Source organism: Chryseobacterium gilvum, from assembly GCF_025628965.1.
Classification (GTDB): Bacteria; Bacteroidota; Bacteroidia; order Flavobacteriales; family Weeksellaceae; genus Chryseobacterium; species Chryseobacterium gilvum.
In genome coordinates, this window is sequence record NZ_JAOTEN010000001.1 from 566,619 (window position 1) to 590,394 (window position 23,776).

The window sequence follows — 23,776 nt, forward strand, 5'->3', positions numbered from 1 at the left end:
GGTGAAAGTGTACGTCAAAAATATATCGACAGGGGCGGGCTTTAGCCCGCCTTAACGAAAAAAATAAATTTCATCGGCTTTAGCCCAACTTAAACATCATTATATTTGTTTAAAGATTCCTAAAAAATGAAAAAAACCTCTTTAATACTTCTGTTCTTCATCAGCTTTATCCATGCTCAGAAACTGACGTCTAAAGAAATTTCTTTAATCAACCAAGGCGACATACGTACTGCTTTACCAATTTATCAGACTACGGATGTTCATCAGCATACGACTTTGCTGAACATTTCTGCAGAAATAGATCCTGTAGATCTGAATACCGCAGTTTTAGTACAGAGAATGAAAGAAGCACTTCTTTTAACCGACGGCGGAGTAGGAATTGCCGCTCCGCAAGTCGGAATCAACAGAAAAGTAATCTGGGTGCAGCGTTTTGATAAAGAAGGCGAACCGTTGGAATACTTTATTAATCCTGTGATTACCTGGAAATCTGAATTGCAGAATCTCGGTCCGGAAGGGGACCTGTCGATTCCTGAATTCAGGAATCAGTTTTACCGGAGCATGGTTATTCAGTTAGAATATGTTGATCTGAAAGGGCAGAAACATACTGAAATTGTGGAAGGTTTCACTGCCGTGATTTTCCAGCACGAGATCGACCATCTTTTCGGGATTTTAATTTCAGATAAAAAAGAAAAGGATAAAAATGATGAATATCTGAAAGTGGATGCGTATAAAAGAAGTGATTCTATGACAAGATAAATGGATATTTATATTATTTAAATACCAATTCCGCCTCAAAAACATCCGCAAAATGCTTTCTGATTTTCGCTTTGATCTCTTCCATTTCTTCGGGGGTTAATTCCCTTTCAAGTTCTCTTTTTAAAGAAGTGACCTGTTTGTCTTTAATCCCGCACGGAATAATGTATTCAAAATAGCGCATATCGGTATTGATGTTCAGTGCAAAACCATGCAATGTAACCCAACGGGAAGCTTTTACGCCCATCGCGCAGATTTTTCTCGCGTACGGTTTTCCCACATCCAGCCATACTCCGGTTTCTCCGGGAGAACGCTCACCTTTTAAACCGTATTCCGCAATCGTTCTGATGATCACTTCTTCCAGGTTCCGCATGTATTTGTGAATATCGGTAAAGAAATTTTCAAGATCCAGAATCGGGTAGCCTACAATCTGTCCATACCCGTGATAAGTAATATCACCACCACGATTCACTTTGACAAAAGTAGCGTCGATTTCTTTTAGCTGATCGATTCCGGCAAGCATATTTTCTTCATGGCCGCTTTTCCCCAAAGTGTATACATGAGGATGTTCTACCAAAAGAAAATGATTAGGAGTAAGAAGATGTTGCTCTTCAGGTAATTCTCTGTTTTTTATTTTGGTGTCGATAATATCTTTCATCAGCTTTTCCTGATAATCCCATGAAGGTTGATATTCTTTTACGCCAAGATCTTCAAATTCAACGACTTTATTTTGATGTATGTTCATGTCTTTTATTAACACACAAATTTAGTGATTTTTAATTTTTAATAGAATGAATAAAATCTATGGTATTTATCTCCCAATCTTTATCCTTCAGCAGAATATTGACGAATGCAGTCCCGATAATTCCACCGTCAGCTTTTTCGGTTACATTTTCAAAATCTTCTTTATTCTTAATTCCGAATCCGATCATGACAGGATTTTTTAGAGGTAGGGTTGCCAGTTTGTTTAAATAATTTTCATTTTTCAAGACCATATTTTCATTTCCAGTTGTAGAAGACGAACTTACGGCGTACAAAAAGCCTGAACTTAAAGAATCCAAATATAAAATTCTCTCATCTGAGGTTTCAGGAGTAACCAAAAAAGAAAAATTGAGATTGTATTTTTCTAAAATTTTCTGGTAGTTTTTTTCAAATTCAATTGCCGGAAGATCAGGTATAATGAGTCCGGAAACCCCATTGTCTGAACATTCTCTGCAAAATTTTTCAAAACCGAAACTTAGTACAGGATTGATATATCCCATCAGAATTACCGGAATTTTAATCTCATCTTTAACGGATTTTAACTGCGAAAACAGTTTTTCAATGGTCATTCCGTTGTGTAAAGCCAGTTCATGCGCTTTTTGAATAACGGGACCGTCTGCAACAGGATCGGAATACGGCATCCCGATTTCCATCATATCTGCACCGGAATCCTGGATGAGTTTCATGATTTTAGGCGTATCTTCCAATTCCGGGATTCCTGCTGTGAAATAGATGTTAAGTTTTTTCATTTTAATTAAATTGAAATAAGATGGTAGATTTTGACTTCAAGTTTTAGACATTAATTTCTAATTCTAACTTTTAATTTTTCTCAGATACATTTCCATATCCTTATCGCCGCGCCCGCTTAAGCAAATCACAACAACATCGGTTTCCTTAAATTTCTTTTTACCTAAAATTGCCAAAGCATGTGCACTTTCCAACGCCGGAATAATGCCTTCCAGTTTTGTAAGTTCAAAAGCCGATTGTAAAGCTTCATCATCATTAATACTAAAAAATGCTGCACGGTTTTCCTGAAATAAATGGGCATGAAACGGCCCGATTCCGGGGTAATCCAGCCCTGCAGAAATAGAATGGGGCTCGATAACCTGCCCGTCTTTCGTCTGCATTACCAGACTTTTACTTCCGTGCAAAACACCTAAAGTTCCTAAGAAAGTAGTTGCCGCAGATTTTCCTGATTTTACGCCTAGACCTCCTGCTTCGGCAGCAATAATTTTTACGTTTTTTTCATTCACAAAATGATAAAAAGTTCCTGCGGCATTGCTACCACCACCTAAACAGGCAATCACATAATCAGGATTTTGTATTCCGATCTGCTCATAAAGCTGTTCTTTAATTTCTTTAGAAATCACACTCTGAAATCTCGCCACCAGATCCGGAAAAGGATGTGGCCCGACTACGCTTCCAATCACATAATGAGTGGTTGCAGAATGGTTGATCCAGTCTCTTAGCGCTTCATTTACAGCGTCTTTCAATGTTTTGGAACCTGAAGTGGCCGGAATTACTTCAGCACCCAACATTTTCATTCTTCCCACATTCGGGGCTTGCCGCGCAATGTCCACTTCCCCCATGTACACAATACATTCCAATCCCAGTAGTGCGCAGGCGGTTGCGGTGGCCACTCCATGTTGCCCCGCTCCGGTTTCTGCAATAATCCTAGTTTTTCCGAGACGTTTTGCCAATAAAACCTGGCCCAGAGCATTGTTGATTTTATGCGCTCCGGTGTGGTTGAGGTCTTCGCGTTTCAAATAAATTTTTGTCTGGTATTTTTCGCTTAAATTTTTCGCAAAATAAAGTGGAGTAGCCCTTCCTACATAATTTTTCAGCAGATCCTGATATTCGTTCTGAAAATCTTCAGATTCAATGATTGTAAGATAATTTTCCTGCAATTCTTCTACATTGGGATACAGCATTTCGGGAATAAAGGCGCCGCCGAATTCACCGTAATATCCGTTTTCATCAGGGTTTTTATAATTTTTCATATAATCTTTTTATTTTTTCGACATCTTTAATCCCGGGTTCTGTTTCAAATTTTGAATTGATATCCAAAGAAAAAGGGGTTTGTCTCAGCGTATTGAGATGATTACTATTTTCCAAAGAAATGCCACCGCTTAAAAAATAGGGAAATGGGATTTTAATATTGTTTAACAACGTCCAGTCAAAGGTTTTACCTGTTCCTCCAAACGTCTCGGCATCGGTGTCGAAGAGAAGATAACTGATGTTGGTTTTCAAATTTTGAATCAGAGATTCTATATTTTCTGTTTTTTCTCCCATTCTGATTACTTTTATAATCCCGATGTCCGGATTGAGCTTGTTTCTTAATGTTGCAATAAAATTCTCATCTTCATCACCATGAAGCTGTATAAAATGTAAACCTGCTTTTTCTGCTATTTCAATTACTGTCTCGGCATTTTCATTTACAAAAACACCGGTTTTCCCTGGATGATGAATCTGTGAAATATCTTCTAAATTCAAGTGTTTCAAAACATACCTCGGTGATTTTTCGTAGAAAATAAAGCCCAGAAAATCAACATTCATAGCAATTAATTCCTGAATCTGATGGAGCTGAGTTAATCCGCAAACTTTAAGTTTCATCGTATACGGTTTATAAATTTTTCAAAAGCTTTTGCAGGCTGCTCATTTTTCATAAAATACTCTCCCATCAGAAATCCGTCAAAACCTTTCTCTTTCATATACTTAAAATCTTCCACGCTGTACATTCCGCTTTCTGCGATTGAAAGAGCATCTTTTGGAAGCTGATTTTTTAAATGGACAGAATGCTGAAGATCAACTTTGAAATCTTTTAAATTCCTGTTATTAATTCCTACCATATCAATTTTTGAATGATAATGCTCCAGTTCTTCTTCGGTGTGGATTTCCAGTATAACTTCTAATCCCAATTTGTGAGAAAGATCTGTAAACTCCTGAACCTGAGAAGGCGATAGGCAAGCCGCAATTAATAAAACGGCATCTGCGCCGATACTTTTTGCTTCGTAAAACTGATATTCATCGATCATAAAATCTTTTCTCAGAATCGGAATGCTGATCTGTTTTCGGATATTCAAAATATCATCGAAACTTCCCCCGAAAAAATCTTTGTCGGTCAAAATAGAAATTCCGCTTGCCCCGAAATTTTCGTACGCAGACGCGACTTCTAGTGGTGATGCTTTATCGTTAATGATTCCTTTTGAGGGAGATTTTCGTTTAAATTCTGCAATGATTCCGCTTTTTATTTTAATGGATTTTTTTAAAGAAAGTGTTTTTCTTTCAAAAAAAGCTGAGTTTTTCAATACTTCAACAGACGTTTTTGATTTTGAATCATTGATTTCCTCTTTTTTCCGCTGTACAATTTGATCTAAAATGTTCATCACTCGTTTTTATTTAGAAATTTAATTCATCAGCAGTTCCAGGCTTTTTAATGCTTTTTTACTTTCCAGGCTTTCCTTTGCCATAAGCAGACAGTCATCGTAGCTTCCAAACTTTTCTGTGTGATGCAGTGCTACAGCTGCATTGGCTAAAACCACGGCGTTCTGTTCGTACGTTCCGCCACCTTCCAAAATGTTTCTGAAAATCCTCGCAGATTCCCGTACGGTTTCTCCGGCCATTATTTTCTCCGGTCCTATGGATTCAAAACCAAGATCTTTTGGAGAAAAAATTTCTTCCCCGTTTTTAGTGATTATCTTGCTGTCTTGGGTTAAGCTGATCTCATCATATCCGTCTAATCCATGAACAATAATAAACTCACGGTCATCATTCTGAAGCAGATATTGATAAATTCTTGCAATTTCTAAATTATAAACTCCGATTACTGAAAATTGTGGTTTTGCAGGATTGACGAGCGGCCCGAGCAAATTAAAAAAAGTTCTTAATCCCAAAGATTTTCTTAATGTTCCCACAGATTGAAGCGCAGGATGAAAATAAGGTGCATGCAGAAAACAAATATTGGCTTTATCGAGGTCTTCGTTTAATCGATTTGCATGATTTGTGAATGGGTAACCCAGTTCTTCCATGACGTTTGATGCACCTGTAAGGGTTGATGCACCGTAATTTCCGTGCTTGGTTACCTTCTGTCCGGCTCCGGCAACAACGAAGCTTGCGAGTGTAGAAATATTGATGGTGTTTTTTCCGTCTCCACCGGTTCCTACGATATCTATTGCATCATTTGCCTCAAGAAGTACAGGAACAGCCATCTGTAAAAGTGCCTCTCTGAAACCTTCAAGCTCCTTTAAAGTAATACTGCGCATCAGAAAAATACTTACAAAAGCGGTAACTTCAGTACTATTGAATTTATTTTGGGCAATCTCGGTCATGATCACTTTTGCCTCAGATTTTGATAACGTGTGATGATTGAAAAGATATTCTAATATTTCTTTCATTCGTGTTTTTTTAATCAGTTAAGTAGAAAATTTCGCATGATCACTTCTCCATCCGGAGTTAAGATGCTTTCCGGGTGAAACTGAACGCCATGCACATCGTATGTTTTATGCTGCAATGCCATGATCATTCCATCAGGATCTACTGCGGTGATTTCAAGTTCTTCGGGGAAATTTTCGGGATCTACTGCCCAGCTGTGATATCTTCCAACTTCCAGTTCCTGGGGTAAGTTTTTAAAAATTTTCGTATGCTCTTTAATCGTTTTGGATGAAGTTGCCACACCGTGAAAGATTTCGGAAAGATTGATCAGGCTGCCTCCAAAAGCTTCTGCTATCGCCTGCTGACCGAGACAGACGCCCAGAATACTTTTTGTAGGAGCATATTTTTTAATGACATCCAATAAAATTCCTGCTTCTTGAGGAATTCCGGGTCCTGGAGAAAAAATTATTTTGTCGTATTGTTCGATTTCTTCCAATGTGATTTTATCATTTCTGACTACGTCCACCTTTTGATGTAAAATCCGCTCAATCATCTGAACAAGATTGTAGGTAAAGCTGTCGTAATTGTCGAAAACAAGAATTTTAAGGAATGGTTTTTCGCTTTCAGCGAATGGTTTTATACGATCTGTCATCTTATTTTTTTGTAATAATTAATACATTCATTAAACAAGTAAAGGAACTTTTTTAAATAAAATTTATATATTTTACTTTTTTCAGTGTGCTATTTTTGTTGCTTTTTCAACGGCTTTTTTCAAAGCGTTCAGTTTATTATTTACTTCTTCAAGTTCATTTTCAGGGACAGATTTAGCAACCAAGCCTGCTCCTGCCTGATAAAATAAAGTATTGTTTTTGCTCAGAAATGTACGGATCATAATGGCCTGATTGCAATCGCCGTTAAGTCCTACCATTCCGATGCAGCCTCCATAGTATCCTCTCGAATCTTTTTCATATTCATCAATCAGCTGCATCGCTCTATGTTTAGGGGCGCCGCTTAATGTTCCCTGAGGAAAAGTGGCAGAAATCATTTCAAAAGGATTCATATTTTCAGGTAATTCTGCCGTCACTTCACTGGTCATATGGATAACGTGGGAAAAAAGCTGTATTTCTTTAAGCTGCGTAACCGTAACGTTTTTGCCGAATTTCCCCAAATCATTGCGTGCTAAATCCACCAGCATCGTGTGTTCTGCATTTTCTTTAGGGTCATTTTGTAAACGCTCGATAGATTGCAAATCTTCATTAAAATTCCCTGTCCGTTTTACAGTTCCGGCAATAGGATGAATAATCGCTTTATTGTTTTTAATGATCAACTGGCTTTCAGGACTTGAACCGAATAATTTATAATTTCCGTAATCGAAAAAGAACAAATACGGGGAAGGGTTGATATTTCTCAGGGCGCGGTACACATTGAATTCATCACCTTTAAATTTCTGCTGAAATCTTCTGCTGAGAACCAGCTGGAAAACGTCTCCTCTCATACAATGCTTCTGAGCGGTTTTTACGAGTTCGAGGTATTCATCGTTACTAAGGTTTGAAGTTTCATCACCACTTTTTTCAAAAGGATAGATGGTCGTGCTTTTATTTTTTATTAAATCTTCTAAAGTATAAAACTCAGATTTTACCCCTTCGATCACATTTTCAATCATATGCATTTCATCATTATGATGATTAATCGCAATAAGATACTGATACAGTCTGTAGCGCAGAAAAGGGATTTCAACTTCCGGGCTTTGAGGTTTTACGCTGATCTCTTCGAAAAACTGAACGGCTTCAAAACTGGTATATCCGAAAAGGCTTTGTGCTGCTTCTTCAATAGGATCTTTTACCTTTTCACAAGTGAATATTTTGCGAAAATCATTGAGAATTTCTGTAATCTCATGATTTTTCAATGATTTTTTTTCGGGTGACTGATTGGGGAGTTTAATTTCAAATTCTTCACTGTTTTTAATCTCGATTCCTGCAATCGCGTTTACGGCGATGAATGAAAAATTATGGTCGGTATTATTGATCTCCGAACTTTCCAGCAAAACAGTATCCCGAAATTTGTCACGGATCTGAAGATAGATATTCATCGGAGTATGCAGATCTCCGAGCGATTTTCTGGATTGGGTTTTTATATTGATTTTATGATTAAACATGAGGTAAATAATTTTTTTTGATCATTAGGCACAAAAAAGACTTCAACGAAGTCGTCAAAGTCTTTATATATTTTCTATAGTATTCCGATTGTGATTAACAACAATACAATAGCTTCAGACCCGACGAAGAGTTTGAATGCCACCACCAAAAATTGTTGTTTGTATTTAACATGTGACAAATGTATATAAAAATTTAATATCAAACTGAAAAAGCCATAAAATATTTTTTATTTTCTCGAAAACCATTCATACATGTTGATTTGAAATATCACGTAAAAAAGCCGACAATTCTCTGTTTGTGAAAGTTTATTTTTATATTTTTGCTGCAAATTAAAAAGGAAATCGCTTCTGCAGATTTCAAATAGTCTTAAAAAAATATTTAGATATGAAAAAAGTATTGGCTTTAGCATTGATCGGAAGTCTAGCTGTAATAAGCTGTTCAAAAAAAGCAGATCACTCTTTACAGGACAGCAATGTAATGATGGAAGAACCAGATGCACCTGCAGTAACTGATTCTGCAACAAAAAGTGACAGTATTCCGGCGGCTGCAATTCCTAATCCTTCACCTTCTACAGATTCTACCGCAACGGTGAAAAAATAATGAAAAGGCTGTTTTTAGCAGGAATGATAAGCGTATTTGTCATTTCCTGCTCAAAAAAGGATAATGCTGAGATTCATCCCGGAGTTTCTGATGATGTATCGACACCTGTTGCTAAAAACGTTTCAGGGAAGAGCCTTATTGAATCATCTGATTGTATGTCTTGTCACACTATTGATGAAAGACTAATTGGCCCTTCTTATAAAGAAATAGCAGAAAAATATTCTGAAAAAGATATAGAAAGGCTGTCTTCGAAAATCATAGAAGGCGGAAGCGGCAACTGGGGAAATGTCCCGATGCAGGCTCATCCGCAGATCTCAAAAGAAGAAGCAAAAAAAATAGTTGGATATATCCTGACTATGAAAAAATAAGAATGACTGCTGAAAAGTCAAATCTACATCCAAAAAATCTTCATCGAAATCCATATGATTTCGAACAGCTGATCGCGTGTGTGCCAGATTTGAAACATTACGTTTTTACAAATGCTTACGGAAATTTAACGATCAATTTCAGTATTCCGAAAGCGGTAAAATTGCTTAATAAAGCTTTGCTGCATCATTTTTATCACATTAAAAACTGGGATATTCCTGAATATAATCTTTGTCCGCCCATTCCCGGAAGAGCAGATTATATACATTATATTGCAGACCTTCTTGCTGGAAATCAAGGTGAAATCCCCGAAGGAAGTATGATTAGCGGCTTAGATATTGGAGTAGGATCCAATCTGGTATATCCCCTAATTGCCCATCAATCGTATGGATGGAAAATGAAAGGAACGGATATTAACCAGGATTCGCTACGAAATGCAGAAGAAATTCTGGAGCATAATCCAGATCTGAAATCTTCGGTGAAGCTGATGGTACAGCCAAATCCCGATTGTATCTTTAAAAATGTTATTTTGCCCGAAGACCGTTTTACATTTTCTATGTGCAACCCGCCTTTTCATGATTCTGAAGAATCTGCTCTAAAAGGAAATCTTAGGAAAACAAATAATCTCCATAAAAATAAAGCTTCAAAAACTAATCTTAATTTTGGCGGACAGCAATCTGAATTATGGTGTGAAGGCGGCGAACTGGCTTTTATTTCAAAAATGATCCATGAAAGTCTGCAGTTTTCATCGCAGGTTCTCTGGTTTACCTGTTTAGTTTCCAAAAAAGACCATCTTACAAAATTAACATCATTATTAAAGAAAGTAAAAGCAGATTTTAAAACGATTGAGATGGCTCAAGGCCAGAAAACGAGCAGAATTGTAGCTTGGACTTTTATTTCGGAAAATGACCGTAAAAATTGGTTCTGATTTTTTATTTGGGCAGCTTTATCCGTCCTCCGTTCCCGCTTTTTTGCTCCACTCTGTTTTGCAAAAAGAGCTCCACTCAGGCCGGGCTGCGAGAGATTCTGTGTCAAATTCTCATCTTTGAAGGTGATAAAATCTGAAAGAATTTTTTGACGAGGTTGTTTTTATTTTTATCACAATGTATTGCGTACATTTTAATCAACTTTAATAAGATAAAAAACTTTTTATGACTTTTGATTGTGTAGAATCTTAAGTTTTACAGTTTAAATAAATCCCAGTTTCATAAACCTATAAAAAATCACTATTTTTGCAGTTCGAAAAAATTGAATTACAATGCAATTATCAGAACAGGAAATTATTAGAAGAGAAAAGCTGAATAAGCTTGTTGAAATGGGGATCAATGCATTCCCGGCAGAAGAATATACCATTACAGATACTACGGAATCTATAAAACAGGATTTTTCTGAAAGTAAACAGGTGAAGATTGCGGGCAGATTGATGTCGCGCAGAATTCAGGGGAAGGCTTCTTTTGCTGAATTGCAGGATTCTACAGGAAAAATTCAGGTCTATTTCAATAGAGACGAAATCTGTACCGGAGAAGATAAAACTTTATACAACGATGTGTATAAGCATCTTTTAGATATCGGTGATATTATCGGGGTCGAAGGAATGTTGTTTACCACACAAGTGGGTGAAAAAACAGTTTTGGTGAAAAACTTTACGCTGCTTACCAAAGCATTACGTCCGCTTCCGCAGGCGAAAACCGATGAAAACGGAGTCGTACATGATGCATTCAACGATCCTGAAATGAGATACAGACAGCGTTACGTAGATTTAACGGTTAATCCGCAGGTGAAAGATATTTTTGTAAAAAGAACAAAGCTGTTCACTGCAATGAGAACGTTTTTCAATGATGCAGGATATTTTGAAGTGGAAACACCTATCTTACAATCAATTCCGGGAGGAGCTGCTGCAAGACCGTTTATCACCCATCACAATGCTTTAGATATTCCTTTATATTTAAGAATTGCCAACGAATTGTATCTGAAAAGATTAATCGTGGGTGGTTTTGACGGAGTGTATGAATTCTCAAAAAACTTCAGAAATGAAGGAATGGACAGAACCCACAATCCTGAATTTACCGCTATGGAAATCTATGTAGCCTACAAAGATTACAACTGGATGATGGATTTTACAGAGAAATTGCTGGAATTCTGTGCCACTTCTGTCAACGGGTCTTCAGAATCTACTTTTGGAGAGTATACCATTAATTGGAAAGCACCGTATCCGAGAATTTCTATGACGGAAGCGATTCAGAAATATACCGGTTTCGATATTACGGGAAAATCAGAGCAGGAATTGTTCGATTTTGCTAAATCTATCGGAATTGATGTCAATGAAACGATGGGAAAAGGGAAATTGATTGATGAGATTTTTGGTGAGAAATGTGAAGGTAATTTTATTCAGCCAACCTTCATTACCGATTATCCTATTGAGATGTCTCCTTTGACCAAAAAGCACAGAAGCAAAGAAGGGTTGACCGAACGTTTTGAATTGATGGTTTGCGGTAAAGAAATTGCTAATGCGTATTCAGAATTAAATGATCCGATTGATCAGAGAGAACGTTTCGAAGATCAGCTGAAATTGGCAGAAAAAGGTGATGATGAAGCGACAGGATTTATTGACGAAGATTTCCTGAGAGCTTTGGAATACGGAATGCCGCCAACTTCAGGTTTAGGAATCGGGATGGACCGGTTAATTATGTTTTTAACCAATAATCCGTCCATTCAGGAAGTATTGTTCTTCCCGCAAATGAGACCTGAAAAGACGGTGCCTCAAATTGAACTGGGAGAAGACGAAAAAGTAATTTTAGAGATTTTAAATTCTCAGGAAGAAGCATTTTCCTTGGCAGAAGTGAAAGAAAGAAGTCAATTATCAGGAAAGAAATGGGATAAGGCTTCCAAAGTTTTGACCAAACATAATTTGGTAAAAGTGGAGAAGATTGATGAGAATGTTTTGATGAAACTGGCCTAATAAAAATTAAAATAAATAAAAATCCTCTGCAGTTTTGTAGAGGATTTTATTTTTCTGACAGATTACTTTCTTTGACGACTAAATGAGAACATCAGATAAAACAAAAAAGGTAAAATAAACACCGAACCTAAAATTAATGCCCAACCCAAAGCATCAATGGTTTTAGGAGCGGCAACATGTTCTAATAATGAGAGGTGTTGTTCGTTGGCAAATAAAATAATATTCGGATTATGCTGATATGTTGCCGCCACCAGAATCATAATTACCTGAAATCCCGCTAAAGCTCTCACAAAAAGCAGTTTTCGGCTACTGATCGCTTTTAAAATCAACCCTAAACATAAAGTTGCAAGCAACGTTGCTGATATTCCCAATGGTTTTGAAAATACCCATCTTAATAAAGGAATACCCGAAAAATGAGCCGTTACAAAAACCATAATTCCTGTGATCACCACAAAAATCATCGTTTGCTTGGATTTTTTGATCATCATACTTAAATCCAGCTTATCTCTTGTCTCCCTCAACGAAAAAATAGAAGCAAGATACGCACAGATAGATACGGTGAAAAATCCTACTGCCACCCCAAACTCATTGAGCCAACTGAATATGTAAAGATCTATAAAGGTTGTCGCATCCGGATTGATTGATTGGGAAATTGTGGCGGCTGCAATTAGCCCCAAAAAGAACGGTGTTAAAAGACTTGCGTAATAAAAGATCTGAGTATAAATAATTTGCCAGTTATCATCTTTCACGGCATCGTAATGTCTGAAAGTAAAAGCGGTGCCTCTTGCAATGATTCCCAACAGCATTAAAACCAACGGAATGTGAAGATACGTTGACATCGTAGTGTAAATAACAGGAAAACCTACAAAAAGGATCACAATTGCAATAATCAGCCACATATGATTGGCCTCCCAAATCGGGGCAATAGAATCATACAAAATTTTCTCGGTGAATTTTCTTTGTTTCTTTTTGGTCATTAATTCTACAATTCCCGCTCCAAAATCAGCACCTCCCAAGATCAGATATAGACAGATGGAAAGCCATAGAAAACCTATTACAACATAGATCATAATTTTTTATTTTTAGCGTTAAACTGTGCATCCGTAGGATCATAAAGTTTTGGGACCATCTGAATCTGGCGTCTCAGAAGGAAAGCGATAATCAATGATAATGAAATAAAAATCCCCGTAAAAAAGTAAAACGAATACTGAATTCCCGGCATTGGTGTCACAGCATCGGCAGTTCTCATAATTCCGTAGATAATCCAGGGTTGCCTCCCGACTTCTGTTACAGTCCATCCCGCTTCCAGCGAAATATATCCAAAAGGTGTTGCAATGAGAAAAGTTTTTAACAGCCAGTTTTTTGTAAGCCACTCCTTTTTAAAAAATAAAGCATACAGATACATCGCACCGATGGAAATCATCACCACTCCAAAAAAGATCATGATCTGAAACGCATAATGTACGACAGCAACGGGTGGCCATTCATCTTTCGGAAAATCATTAAGTCCTTTTACTTCTGTATTAAAATCATTACTGACTAAAAAACTCAGAACTTTCGGAATTTTGACAGCGTATTTAATTTCTCCTTTTTCTTCATCCGGAATACCGCCTATAACGAATGCAGCTCCTTTTTCGGTTTCAAAGTGGGCTTCCATCGCAGCTAGTTTGATCGGCTGCCTTTTTGCTACAGATTTTGCCGCTACATCTCCGCTCAAAGGTGCCCCAAAAGCTCCTACCAAAGCAAAAGCAGCGGCAATTCTAAAAGCTTTGGTGTGAAATTCCACATTTTTTTTCTTCATGATTAAAAAAGCATGCACCCCTGCAACCGCAAAACCTGTTGCACAGAAAGCGGCAACAGTCATGTGTAAAGCCTGCGGAAACCATGCTTCATTAAACATTGCTTTAATGGGATCAATATTAACATACTGACCATTGATATACTCAAATCCTGCGGGAGAATTCATCCATGCATTGGCGGCAACTACTAATATTCCGGAAGCCAATCCGCTCAAACCTACTAAAAACCCGCAAAACCAGTGGAACCATTTATTAAACTTGTCCCACCCGTAAAGGAAAAAACCAATGGCAATCGCTTCGATAAAAAATGCCGTTCCTTCCAGCGAAAAAGGCATTCCGAAAATAGGACCTGCGTGTTTCATAAATGAGGGCCAGAGAAGCCCTAATTCAAAAGAAAGCATCGTCCCGGAAACGGCACCGGTTGCGAATAAAATAGCCACTCCCTTGCTCCAGGCTTTGGTAAGGCCTTTATACATTTCATTGCCGGTTTTCAGATATCTCCAGTGTGCGAATGCCATCAGAAAAGGCATGACCATTCCTATGCACGCAAATATGATGTGAAAGCCTAATGAAAGTGCCATCTGTGCTCTGGCTGCCATGAAATCATCCATATCGATTAATTTTCACAATAAAGTTACGGATTAATTGCTGAGCCTTTATATGATTTTAAACAGCTAAAAGATTCAATATTCTATCCTGGCTTTAAGGTAATTTTTGTTTTAATTTATCGTACAGAATCAATTTTTTGAACGCTTTTTAGCTTTGATAATTCGAAAAAAATCACGATATTTGTAGGTCTTTGCACTAGGCAAAGTTATTCAATTTTAATATGAGTCAAAAACAATATACAGCTAGTAGTATCCAGGCCTTAGAAGGGATGGAACACGTTCGACTGAGACCATCAATGTACATTGGAGATGTAGGAGTAAGAGGTCTTCATCATTTGGTTTATGAAGTGGTAGATAACTCTATTGATGAGGCTTTAGCAGGACACTGTGACACCATTTTAGTTACCATTCACAAAGGGGAAAGTATTTCCGTAAAAGATAACGGAAGAGGGATTCCTGTAGATTTCCACGAAAAAGAACAGAAATCTGCATTGGAAGTGGTGATGACCAAGATCGGTGCCGGTGGAAAATTTGATAAAGATTCTTATAAAGTTTCAGGAGGGCTTCACGGAGTTGGGGTTTCTTGTGTAAACGCGCTTTCTACTCTTTTGGTGGCAACGGTAAGCCGCGACGGTAAACTATATCAGCAAAAATATTCAGAAGGAAAAGCATTGGCAGAGGTGGCTGAAATTGGAACCACGAATGAAAGAGGAACGGAAATCTTCTTCCAGCCGGATGGAACCATTTTCCAGGAATTGGTATATAATTATGACACGCTTGCCTCAAGATTGCGTGAATTGTCTTTTCTTAATAAAGGAATTACGATTACCCTTGTTGATGAAAGAGAACCTAACGAAGACGGATCTTTCATCACTGAAGTTTTTCATTCTGAAGGCGGGTTAAAAGAATTTGTAGAATTCATTGACGGAAGCCGTGAAGCCATTATGGAAAATGTAATTTTCATGGAAGGTGAAAGAGACGATATCCCGGTAGAGGTTGCGATGCGTTACAATACTTCATTTACGGAGAATCTTCACTCTTACGTCAACAATATCAATACCCATGAAGGAGGAACGCATTTAGCGGGATTCAGACGTGCTTTGACAAGAACGCTCAAAAAATATGCGGATGATTTGGGAATTCCGGCTAAAGAAAAAGTAGAGATTACCGGAGATGATTTCCGTGAAGGTTTGACTGCCGTGATTTCGGTAAAAGTGATGGAACCGCAGTTTGAAGGGCAAACCAAAACCAAATTAGGGAATTCTGAAGTTTCCGGTGCGGTAGACAAGATTGTGGGTGAAATGCTTTCCAATTTTCTGGAAGAAAATCCGAATGAAGCCAAAATCATTGTTCAGAAAGTTGTTTTAGCGGCAAAGGCAAGACAAGCTGCAAAAAAAGCCCGTGAGATGGTTCAGAGAAAATCCCCGATGGGAGGTTCCGGGTTACCGGGAAAACTTTCTGACTGTTCTTCAAAAGATCCCGCTGAATCTGAATTATTCTTAGTAGAGGGAGATTCCGCAGGCGGAACTGCAAAGCAGGGTAGAGACAGGCATTTTCAGGCGATCCTTCCATTAAGAGGGAAGATCTTGAATGTGGAAAAATCAATGCTTCATAAGGTGTATGATAATGAAGAGATTAAAAATATTTATACGGCTTTAGGCGTTTCCGTAGGTACTGAAGAGGATAGTAAAGCGCTGAATATGGCAAAGTTAAGATACCATAAAGTGGTAATTATGACCGATGCCGATATTGACGGGTCTCACATTTCTACTTTGATCCTTACATTCTTCTTCCGTTTTATGAAAGAAATGATTGAAAACGGGTACATTTATATTGCACAGCCCCCTTTATATTTATTAAAAAAAGGAAACAAGAAGACTTATGCATATAATGAAAAGGAGCGTGAAGAGTTTACTTTAGAAATGGCTCCGGACGGAAAGGGTGTCGAGGTTCAGCGTTATAAAGGTCTTGGAGAGATGAATCCTGAACAGCTTTGGGAAACTACCCTAAATCCTGAACACAGGATTTTAAAACAGGTAACTATTGATAACGCGGTAGAAGCGGACAGTGTTTTTTCTATGTTAATGGGCGATGAGGTACCTCCTAGAAGAGAATTCATTGAGAAAAATGCAAAATATGCAAAAATTGATGTGTAATTAAGAATTGATTACAATATAAAAAGACTTCAGAAATGAAGTCTTTTTTGTTTTATTTCTTAGTAATTTATATAACTTTTTAATTGTATTAACTTAATGTAATATTTAAAATTAATTTTAACAGTTATTAAGAATTGCTTACTTTTGCTCAATTTTAATAATATGATGAAAATAATTTATCTGGGAGCGCTTTCGGTAACCTCTTTTTACTTTGCGCAAAATTATCCCGCTTCTACAATTCCAGCAGACTTAAAGAAAAATGCAAATGCTGTTATCAGAAAAGATCTTACAACCATTCAGATTAATAAAATTGATGACATTCAATATCAATATTATACTGCGACCACAGTTTTAAATAAAGACGGAGATTCACAGGCTATGGTCTATATTCCTTATGAAAAAGGAAATAGTATTTCTGATGTAAAAGTGAATATTTTAGATGAATCCGGGAAAAAAATTAAATCTTATTCCAAATCAGATTTTGGTGATTTTGCCAATAATGCACAAGGTACATTTTATTCAGAGAACAGAGTAATGGCTCTATCTTTTACTCCTACACAATATCCTTATACTGTTGAATTTACGTATCAAATAAGCGAGGAAAATACCGTTTTTTTACCTGATTTCATCCCTTTCAAATCTACTAATATTTCTTTGGAAGAGGCTCAGATGAAAATCATCAATAAATCCGGCATTGATCTTAAGACAAAAATCTATCCGTCAAAATACGGTTATACCTCTGTAATCGAAAATGATAACGGATCAGAAAAAACATACACCTATAAAAATGTATCTGCCATTGAAGATGCTTTTTTATTACCACAACCTGTTAAAATTTTACCCAAAGTAAGCTTTGCGCTCGCTAAATTTAATCTTGAAGGAAAACAGGGAAGTATCAACAATTGGGAAGAATTCGGATCTTGGTATTACAATACTATTCTTCAACCGGTTTCATTATCAACCCCTGCGATTAAAGCCGAAGTTGCTGCCCTTAATTTACAGGGAACGACTGAGGAAAAAGTTAAAAAACTTTATCAGTATATGCAGGCAAAAACAAGATATATTTTTGTTGCATTGGGAATAGGAGGTTGGCAACCGATGCTTCCGGAAGAAGTGGATAAAAAGGGGTATGGAGATTGTAAAGGCCTTACAAATTATATGAAAACGCTGTTGGATGAAGCCGGTATCCTTTCCTATTATTCTGTAATTAATTCCAGTTCGTCACCGGTTTCCTTTGATCCTGCTTTTCCTAAAATGGGAGGCAATCATGTGATTTTGATGGTTCCGTTGGAAAAAGGAAATATCTGGTTAGAGAATACATCACAGCAAATAGCTTTTAATCATTTAGGATATAGTACCACCGACAGAAATGTACTTTCCATACGTAAAAATGGGATTGAAATTATTGATACACCTTCTTATCCTGCTGAGCAGAATAAAGAAAAACAGCTTCTTACGATTACGCTTAACGAAGATAACAGCATTTTAGGTGAAGGTAATTTTTCTTTTACGGGAACTCAATATGATAATAATATAGCGTTAGCGAATCTTTCACCGAAAGACAAAAATGAAGCGGTAAAAAATATGTTGGATGTCTTGCACTTTGAAAAAATAGAGATGAAAAATTTCATCAATGATAAGGATAAAGCAATTGCCAAATATGATCTTGACTTTAAAGCCAACAACTATTCTAAAAACGCAGGAAACAGTATTATTTTCAGGGCGGTTCCTATTTTTTCTGATAACATTTATAAAACTGACGAAAAAAGAGAACTTCCTTTCGAATTAAGACAGTCGTATGAAGATGAATATGAGATCAGTTTTATGATTCCAAAAAATTATAAGATAGATGAGGTTCCGGAAAATATTTCGCTTAACTCAGAATTCGGAACATATACACTGAACTTTATAAAAAATGGCGAACAATTAAAAGTCAACAGAATCATTAGAATTAATAAAGGTCTCTATCCGAAAGAAAAATATAACGATTATGTGAATTTCAGAAAAAAAACGATCAATATTGATAACTCAAAAATTTTAATAACTAAAATCTAAGCATGAAAAAAATCTTATTAGCTATTTTTTGCTCAATAAATATAATTTTTGTTGAAGCTCAAAAGCGTGAATTTCTTGATCCTCCCAAATTTAATGATGCCGATTTATCCAAAGCAAAATCTACATTGGATGAAAATGCTCCGGCAGAAGTTTTATACAGATCTGTTCATTTTATGATTGATGCTTCTACAGGAAATCTTCACAAAAACATTTTTTACAGGGTAAAAATTTATAACAAAGATAAAGCAGAAGATTGGTTGAGCCTTGAGATTCCACTATATCAAGGTTCAGGAAGTGATCAGGAAGTATTAAATAAAGTAAAGGCTTTTACATATAACTTAGAGAACGGAACTGCTGTTGCCACAAAAGTAGACAAGAGCTCAAAATATAAAAGCAAGGAAAGTAAATTTATACAGATGACAAAGTTTGCTTTTCCCAATGTGAAAGACGGGTCTGTTATAGAATATCAATATGAACTCATTTCTCCTTATACATTTATGATCCCTGAAATTCTGATCGAAATGGATGCCCCTTCACAATATACAGAATATGTTCTGGATGCCCCGCTAAACATTTCTTACAACATCAATTATACAGGCTCTTTAGCGCCTAAAAATAGAATTATTGAAGAGAAAACATTATATGGGACACAATATAAAACATACAGATTTGCATATGAAAACCTAAAAGGATTCAAGACCGAAAAATTTGTAAAAAATGATAGAAATTACAGAACTAAAATAGGTGCAGAAGCACATTCTACTAATTTTGGAGAATTAAAACTATACTCATCATCTTGGGAACAGATAAAAGAAAGACTTTATCAAAATGAAAATTTTGGTAATGAATTGAAAAAATCAAAACTTGCTAAAGAAAGTATACCTGCTGACATTGCAGCCATAAAAAACGATGCACAAAAAGCTGATGCTATATTCAAGTATGTTCAAAAGACATTTACATGGAATAATAACAGAGGAATTTATACCGATAATGGCATTAAAAAACTCTTGGAAACAAAAACAGGAAACGGAGCAGAAATCAATCTTTTTTTAGTAATGATGCTTCGTGAAGCCGGTATTAAAGCTGATCCTCTTCTTATTTCTACGGTAAACAACGGATTGATCAACCTTATATCTCCTAATGTTTCAAACATGAATTTTGTCATTGCAGCGGTAGAAACAAAAGAAGGTTACCATTTATATGATGCTACGTCAAAACAGTCTTCAGTAGATCAGTTGCCTCCGCAAGACTGGAACCAGTTTGGTATTCTCATGTCAAAAGAGAATATAAAGCAGTTACAGATGATCAATGCGCAACCAAGTTATACTTATCTTACGGCCAATGCAAAAATTAATGATAATGGCAGCATTTCGGGTACATATTCTGATAAAGATACCGGAGGTTTTGCGATGTTTGCAAAAGAAAGTTACGATGATAATGCGGAAAAATATAAAAAACAATATAAAGAAAATTTTGCAACAGATTTTACCGGAATTGATTCTAAAGTCCTTGAAAACGGCGATTTTGAAAGTACGATGAATTTTACTTCGGATAATTTAATTGATAAAATAGGTAAGAAAATCATTATCAATCCAATGTTATTCTTAAATAAAAGTTCAAACGAATTTGATCAGACCGAAGAAAGAAAATACAATATCGATTTTATTTCACCATATACAAGGACAAAAAAAATTGTTCTGGAAATCCCTGAGGGATATGCAGTGGAAGAAATGCCAAAAAATAAAAAGATTACAACAGACGACAAAGAAATAGAGTACAGCTATATTGCAGAGCAAAAAGGCAATAAAATTGAGGTTACTTCCATAACAAAAGTCGCAAGTTCAGAATATCCTAAAGAATATTACCCTGCATTTAAACAGATTTGGGGTGTTGCTTCAAAACAAGAAAATCAGGTAATCAGTTTGATTAAAAAATAGTTAAATCTAAAATTTTAAACTGATTATCACTTAATTCATAAAACCATTCATCTTTTGAATGGTTTTTGCATTGCTACCTAAAATCAAAGCTATGAATAAGACCATTTTTATATTATTCTTCTTTTTTGCATTTTTAGCCTGCAAAAAAACCGAGCCTCAAGCTTTTCAAACAAAAAGTGAATATGTAAAGCCTGAACAATTCAGAATAGATTCCATAGAAATTAATGATTCTGTACGCATCAACGATTTTCTTTCGGTACAGTACACTTCAAAACTGCTTGTGTTTCCAGATATTAAAGATAAAGTTTTGTTAGACAGCATATATTTCCAAAATAAAGATTTCACAGACTTTTCAAAGCAAGGTTTGCAGAGCAGTCTTGAAAAAGAAAAAAATACATATTTCAATTCTGTAAAAGACAGCAGTAAAGAATGGCTTTCAGATATTAACCGAAAACAAACGTGGAATTCAAATTCTTCGATGAATGTAAAATCCAATACCAACGATTTTCTTCAAATCCAATATATATTCAGTTCGTATGAAGGCGGTGCTCATGATAATTATGGTTTTTCAGAAAGGGTCTTTGATCTTAAAAATAAAAAGAAACTGGCTTTAAAAGATATTACCACAATGCCAGAAGCGAGATTGGAAGCTTTATTAAAAAGAAATATCGACATACTTCCGAGCGGCACTACAGATTCGCAGGGGTCGGTAAAAAACTCTGACATGCTTCTGGTAGATGTTATTCCGGCAACAGAGAATTTTTATTTTGATGACAAAAATCTATATTTTCATTACAGTCCATACGAAATTGCCGCGTTCGCCGCAGGCGATCTTGTGATCCCTGTTTCATGGGAAGATCTCAAAACGACACTTACGCCGCAGTTCAGAGAACGGATGAAAAACTTTCAGTAGTTTTTATACAATTGATAATCTGCTTAAAATTAATATAATTTAATGCTTTCAAATCAGGAAGCATTTTTTACTTTTGTGATAATGGAAAAAGTCGCTTTTATCATCAATCCTTTTTCGGCAAAAAGAAATTATCTGCCTTTTCTTAATGAATTGAGAAAGAAAGTAGAAAATCCGTTATACTACATTTCAGAATCTATTGAAGGAACAGACGAGTTTATTGCAGCGTATTTTAATCAGATCGATGTTTTTGTGGCCATAGGAGGCGACGGAACCATTTCTACAGTGGCCAGAAACCTGATTCATACCGATAAAATACTGGCCATTTTTCCGGCAGGGTCCGGGAACGGGTTTTCAAACGAAACCCAGTTCAGTAAAAATCTGGCCGAATTATTAGATAAATTAAAAGTACGAAAATCCAGAAAGATTGATACTTTCACGGTCAACGGCAAACTTTCCATTAATGTTTCAGGAACCGGTTTTGACGGAAAAGTGGTCAAAGAATTCGAAAAAACCAGCCGCGGTTTTAAAAATTACATAAAAGTTTCATTAAAGACATTTTTCACTTACAAACCTATAAAACTTAAATTTTCAGACGAACAGTACCAAAAATACAACGGGAAATACCTTATGATCAACATAGCCAATACGAGACAGTTTGGGAATAACGCTTACATTGCGCCCATGGCGAGTAAAAGTGACGGTTTGGTCGATATGGTACTGGTAAAAAAGTTTCCCATCACCTATTCACCGCTTTTTGCATTCAGAATGTTTACCAAAAAACTGAAGGGCGATGATTATATTACTTATCTTCCTGTTTCAGAGATTGAATTTAAAGTCAATACTAAAAACTGGCATTTAGATGGCGAATTCAACAAAATAAAATCACCGATACACGTAAAAGTACAGCCTTCAAGCTTACATATTCTGGTATAATTTTTAGGAGCTATTTCCCGCTTTCCGTTACAATCTTTTTTTTTCAAAAAAGGATTTCCACTGCAATCGGGGCTAAATAGGGGTGTTATTACAAACATTTACGAGATTAAACTTCCAGTTTTTTTTCAATTTCATCCGGATGATCCAGACAATATTGTAACTGTTGTTTATCCAGCTGCTTTTCCCAGTTGGCCACAACGACGGTCGCTACAGAATTTCCGATGACATTGGTTAGAGCACGGCATTCACTCATAAATTTATCAATGCCTAAAATCAGTGTCATACCCGCAATTGGGATTTCAGGAACGACTGCTAAAGTTGCCGCCAATGTCACAAATCCGGCACCGGTAACTCCGGCCGCACCTTTTGAACTGAGCATTGCTACCAGAAGAAGGATGAGCTGTTCTTCCAGCGATAGATCAATATTTAAAGCCTGAGCAATGAATAGCGAAGCGAGTGTCATGTAAATATTGGTTCCGTCAAGATTAAAAGAATATCCCGTCGGGACAACGAGGCCGACAATTGCTTTTGAACAGCCGGCTTTTTCTAGCTTTTCCATGATTCCCGGAAGGGCAGACTCTGAAGAGCTGGTCCCTAAAACCAACAGCAGTTCTTCTTTAAGGTAATTGATCAGTTTAAAAATATTAAAACCATTGTACCATGCAACAGCTCCTAAAACCAAAACTACGAAAAGAATGGAAGTAATATAAAATGTTCCTACCAGAAAAATTAAATTTAGAACAGAACTTAAACCATATTTTCCAATCGTAAATGCCATGGCTCCGAAAGCTCCGATCGGGGCCAGCTTCATCAGCAAATGCACCATTTTAAAAATGGGCGTAGCAAGATCCTGTAGAAAAACGGTCACTTTCCCACTTTTTTCTTTCATTAAAACCAAAGAAACTCCCATTAATATGGCAACCAAAAGCACCTGAAGGATATTGTCACCCACCAACGGACTCAACAGGGTTTCAGGGATAATATTCATAATAAAACCGGTAAGTGTCGTTGCGTGTGCCTGACCTTGATATTGAGAAATATCTCCGGAAAGACTTGCCGGATTAATATTCAGCCCTGATCCCGGCTGTAAAACATTTCCAACGATCAGCCCAATAATAAGCGCTAACGTAGAAAAGGCAAAAAAATAAACCATCGCTTTTACGGCAATTCTCCCTACTTTTTTAAGATCGGTCATATGAGCAATTCCCAGAGTAAGGGTAATGAAAATGACCGGTGCAATGATCATTTTTACCAGTTTGATAAAACCGTCTCCTAAAGGTTTCATTTTTTCACCTGTTTCGGGGTAAAATTTGCCTAACAGTATTCCTGCAAGTATGGCAATAATGACCTGAAAGTACAGTTGCTGATATATTTTTTTTGTTTTCAAGATTATTTTTTTTGATTATTC

Annotated in this window: 21 protein-coding genes; 10 read left to right on the forward strand and 11 right to left on the reverse strand. The window is 36.5% G+C overall.

What is annotated here, in order from left to right:
- The first annotated feature begins 126 nt into the window (after window positions 1-126).
- Window positions 127-756 carry a peptide deformylase gene (locus N0B16_RS02595; RefSeq protein ID WP_262989160.1) on the forward strand — a complete coding sequence of 210 codons (630 nt, stop codon included), beginning with the start codon at window positions 127-129 and terminating at the stop codon, window positions 754-756.
- 13 nt (window positions 757-769) lie between these two features.
- Here N0B16_RS02595 and lipB read toward each other — a convergent pair whose 3' ends face one another.
- The 8 genes from lipB to N0B16_RS02635 form a co-directional block, all read right to left on the reverse strand.
- The gene (gene lipB / locus N0B16_RS02600) at window positions 770-1,498 is read right to left on the reverse strand and encodes a lipoyl(octanoyl) transferase LipB (RefSeq protein ID WP_262989161.1); all 729 of its coding nucleotides are present in this window, start codon (window positions 1,496-1,498) and stop codon (window positions 770-772) included.
- A gap of 31 nt (window positions 1,499-1,529) precedes the next feature.
- Window positions 1,530-2,264: a tryptophan synthase subunit alpha gene (gene trpA, locus N0B16_RS02605; protein WP_262989162.1), complete on the reverse strand. Its 735-nt coding sequence runs from the start codon at window positions 2,262-2,264 to the stop codon at window positions 1,530-1,532.
- A gap of 63 nt (window positions 2,265-2,327) precedes the next feature.
- Window positions 2,328-3,515 carry a tryptophan synthase subunit beta gene (trpB, locus tag N0B16_RS02610; protein ID WP_262989163.1) on the reverse strand — a complete coding sequence of 396 codons (1,188 nt, stop codon included), beginning with the start codon at window positions 3,513-3,515 and terminating at the stop codon, window positions 2,328-2,330.
- The gene (locus N0B16_RS02615; RefSeq protein WP_262989164.1) at window positions 3,502-4,128 is read right to left on the reverse strand and encodes a phosphoribosylanthranilate isomerase; all 627 of its coding nucleotides are present in this window, start codon (window positions 4,126-4,128) and stop codon (window positions 3,502-3,504) included. Before N0B16_RS02615 ends, trpB begins: the two co-directional genes overlap by 14 nt.
- Window positions 4,125-4,901, reverse strand: coding sequence for an indole-3-glycerol phosphate synthase TrpC (trpC, locus tag N0B16_RS02620; RefSeq protein WP_262989165.1), 777 nt, complete (start codon window positions 4,899-4,901; stop codon window positions 4,125-4,127). Before trpC ends, N0B16_RS02615 begins: the two co-directional genes overlap by 4 nt.
- Before the next feature lie 21 nt (window positions 4,902-4,922).
- Complete coding sequence (trpD, locus tag N0B16_RS02625; protein ID WP_262989166.1) at window positions 4,923-5,909, reverse strand: anthranilate phosphoribosyltransferase; 987 nt, start codon at window positions 5,907-5,909, stop codon at window positions 4,923-4,925.
- A 14-nt stretch (window positions 5,910-5,923) separates the two neighbouring features.
- Window positions 5,924-6,538, reverse strand: coding sequence for an anthranilate synthase component II (locus N0B16_RS02630; protein WP_262989167.1), 615 nt, complete (start codon window positions 6,536-6,538; stop codon window positions 5,924-5,926).
- Between the two features lie 81 nt (window positions 6,539-6,619).
- Window positions 6,620-8,041, reverse strand: a complete 1,422-nt coding sequence (locus N0B16_RS02635) for an anthranilate synthase component I family protein (RefSeq protein ID WP_262989168.1) — start codon at window positions 8,039-8,041, stop codon at window positions 6,620-6,622.
- Between the two features lie 385 nt (window positions 8,042-8,426).
- Between N0B16_RS02635 and N0B16_RS02640 the strand changes: the two genes are divergently transcribed.
- From N0B16_RS02640 to lysS, 4 genes are all read left to right on the forward strand, one after another.
- Window positions 8,427-8,642 (forward strand): hypothetical protein, encoded by a 216-nt coding sequence (locus N0B16_RS02640; protein ID WP_262989169.1) that lies wholly within the window; start codon window positions 8,427-8,429, stop codon window positions 8,640-8,642.
- The gene (locus N0B16_RS02645; protein ID WP_262989170.1) at window positions 8,642-9,010 is read left to right on the forward strand and encodes a c-type cytochrome; all 369 of its coding nucleotides are present in this window, start codon (window positions 8,642-8,644) and stop codon (window positions 9,008-9,010) included. Before N0B16_RS02640 ends, N0B16_RS02645 begins: the two co-directional genes overlap by 1 nt.
- Before the next feature lie 2 nt (window positions 9,011-9,012).
- Window positions 9,013-9,936: a 23S rRNA (adenine(1618)-N(6))-methyltransferase RlmF gene (rlmF, locus tag N0B16_RS02650; protein ID WP_262989171.1), complete on the forward strand. Its 924-nt coding sequence runs from the start codon at window positions 9,013-9,015 to the stop codon at window positions 9,934-9,936.
- Window positions 9,937-10,266: 330 nt separating this feature from the next.
- Complete coding sequence (gene lysS, locus N0B16_RS02655; protein WP_262989172.1) at window positions 10,267-11,967, forward strand: lysine--tRNA ligase; 1,701 nt, start codon at window positions 10,267-10,269, stop codon at window positions 11,965-11,967.
- A gap of 62 nt (window positions 11,968-12,029) precedes the next feature.
- On the opposite strand, the gene N0B16_RS02660 is transcribed toward lysS, so the two are convergent.
- Together N0B16_RS02660 and N0B16_RS02665 are read right to left on the reverse strand one after the other, a co-directional pair.
- Window positions 12,030-13,037, reverse strand: a complete 1,008-nt coding sequence (locus tag N0B16_RS02660) for a cytochrome d ubiquinol oxidase subunit II (RefSeq protein ID WP_262989173.1) — start codon at window positions 13,035-13,037, stop codon at window positions 12,030-12,032.
- On the reverse strand, window positions 13,034-14,377 hold the full coding sequence (locus N0B16_RS02665) for a cytochrome ubiquinol oxidase subunit I (RefSeq protein WP_262989175.1): 1,344 nt from the start codon (window positions 14,375-14,377) through the stop codon (window positions 13,034-13,036). Before N0B16_RS02665 ends, N0B16_RS02660 begins: the two co-directional genes overlap by 4 nt.
- A gap of 218 nt (window positions 14,378-14,595) precedes the next feature.
- Between N0B16_RS02665 and gyrB the strand changes: the two genes are divergently transcribed.
- The 5 genes from gyrB to N0B16_RS02690 all read left to right on the forward strand — a co-directional run bounded on the left by gyrB (window position 14,596) and on the right by N0B16_RS02690 (window position 22,368).
- Window positions 14,596-16,530 (forward strand): DNA topoisomerase (ATP-hydrolyzing) subunit B, encoded by a 1,935-nt coding sequence (gyrB, locus tag N0B16_RS02670; protein WP_262989176.1) that lies wholly within the window; start codon window positions 14,596-14,598, stop codon window positions 16,528-16,530.
- 162 nt (window positions 16,531-16,692) lie between these two features.
- A complete protein-coding gene (locus N0B16_RS02675; protein WP_262989177.1) occupies window positions 16,693-18,585 on the forward strand; it encodes a DUF3858 domain-containing protein in 1,893 nt (630 codons plus the stop codon).
- Between the two features lie 2 nt (window positions 18,586-18,587).
- Window positions 18,588-20,522 (forward strand): transglutaminase-like domain-containing protein, encoded by a 1,935-nt coding sequence (locus N0B16_RS02680; RefSeq protein ID WP_262989178.1) that lies wholly within the window; start codon window positions 18,588-18,590, stop codon window positions 20,520-20,522.
- Window positions 20,523-20,613: 91 nt separating this feature from the next.
- Window positions 20,614-21,435: a DUF3298 and DUF4163 domain-containing protein gene (locus N0B16_RS02685; RefSeq protein ID WP_262989179.1), complete on the forward strand. Its 822-nt coding sequence runs from the start codon at window positions 20,614-20,616 to the stop codon at window positions 21,433-21,435.
- A gap of 42 nt (window positions 21,436-21,477) precedes the next feature.
- Entirely contained in the window at window positions 21,478-22,368 is an 891-nt protein-coding gene (locus N0B16_RS02690; protein WP_438265261.1) for a diacylglycerol/lipid kinase family protein, read from the forward strand.
- Window positions 22,369-22,474: 106 nt separating this feature from the next.
- On the opposite strand, the gene N0B16_RS02695 is transcribed toward N0B16_RS02690, so the two are convergent.
- Window positions 22,475-23,755 (reverse strand): dicarboxylate/amino acid:cation symporter, encoded by a 1,281-nt coding sequence (locus N0B16_RS02695; protein WP_262989180.1) that lies wholly within the window; start codon window positions 23,753-23,755, stop codon window positions 22,475-22,477.
- Window positions 23,756-23,776 lie beyond the last annotated feature (21 nt).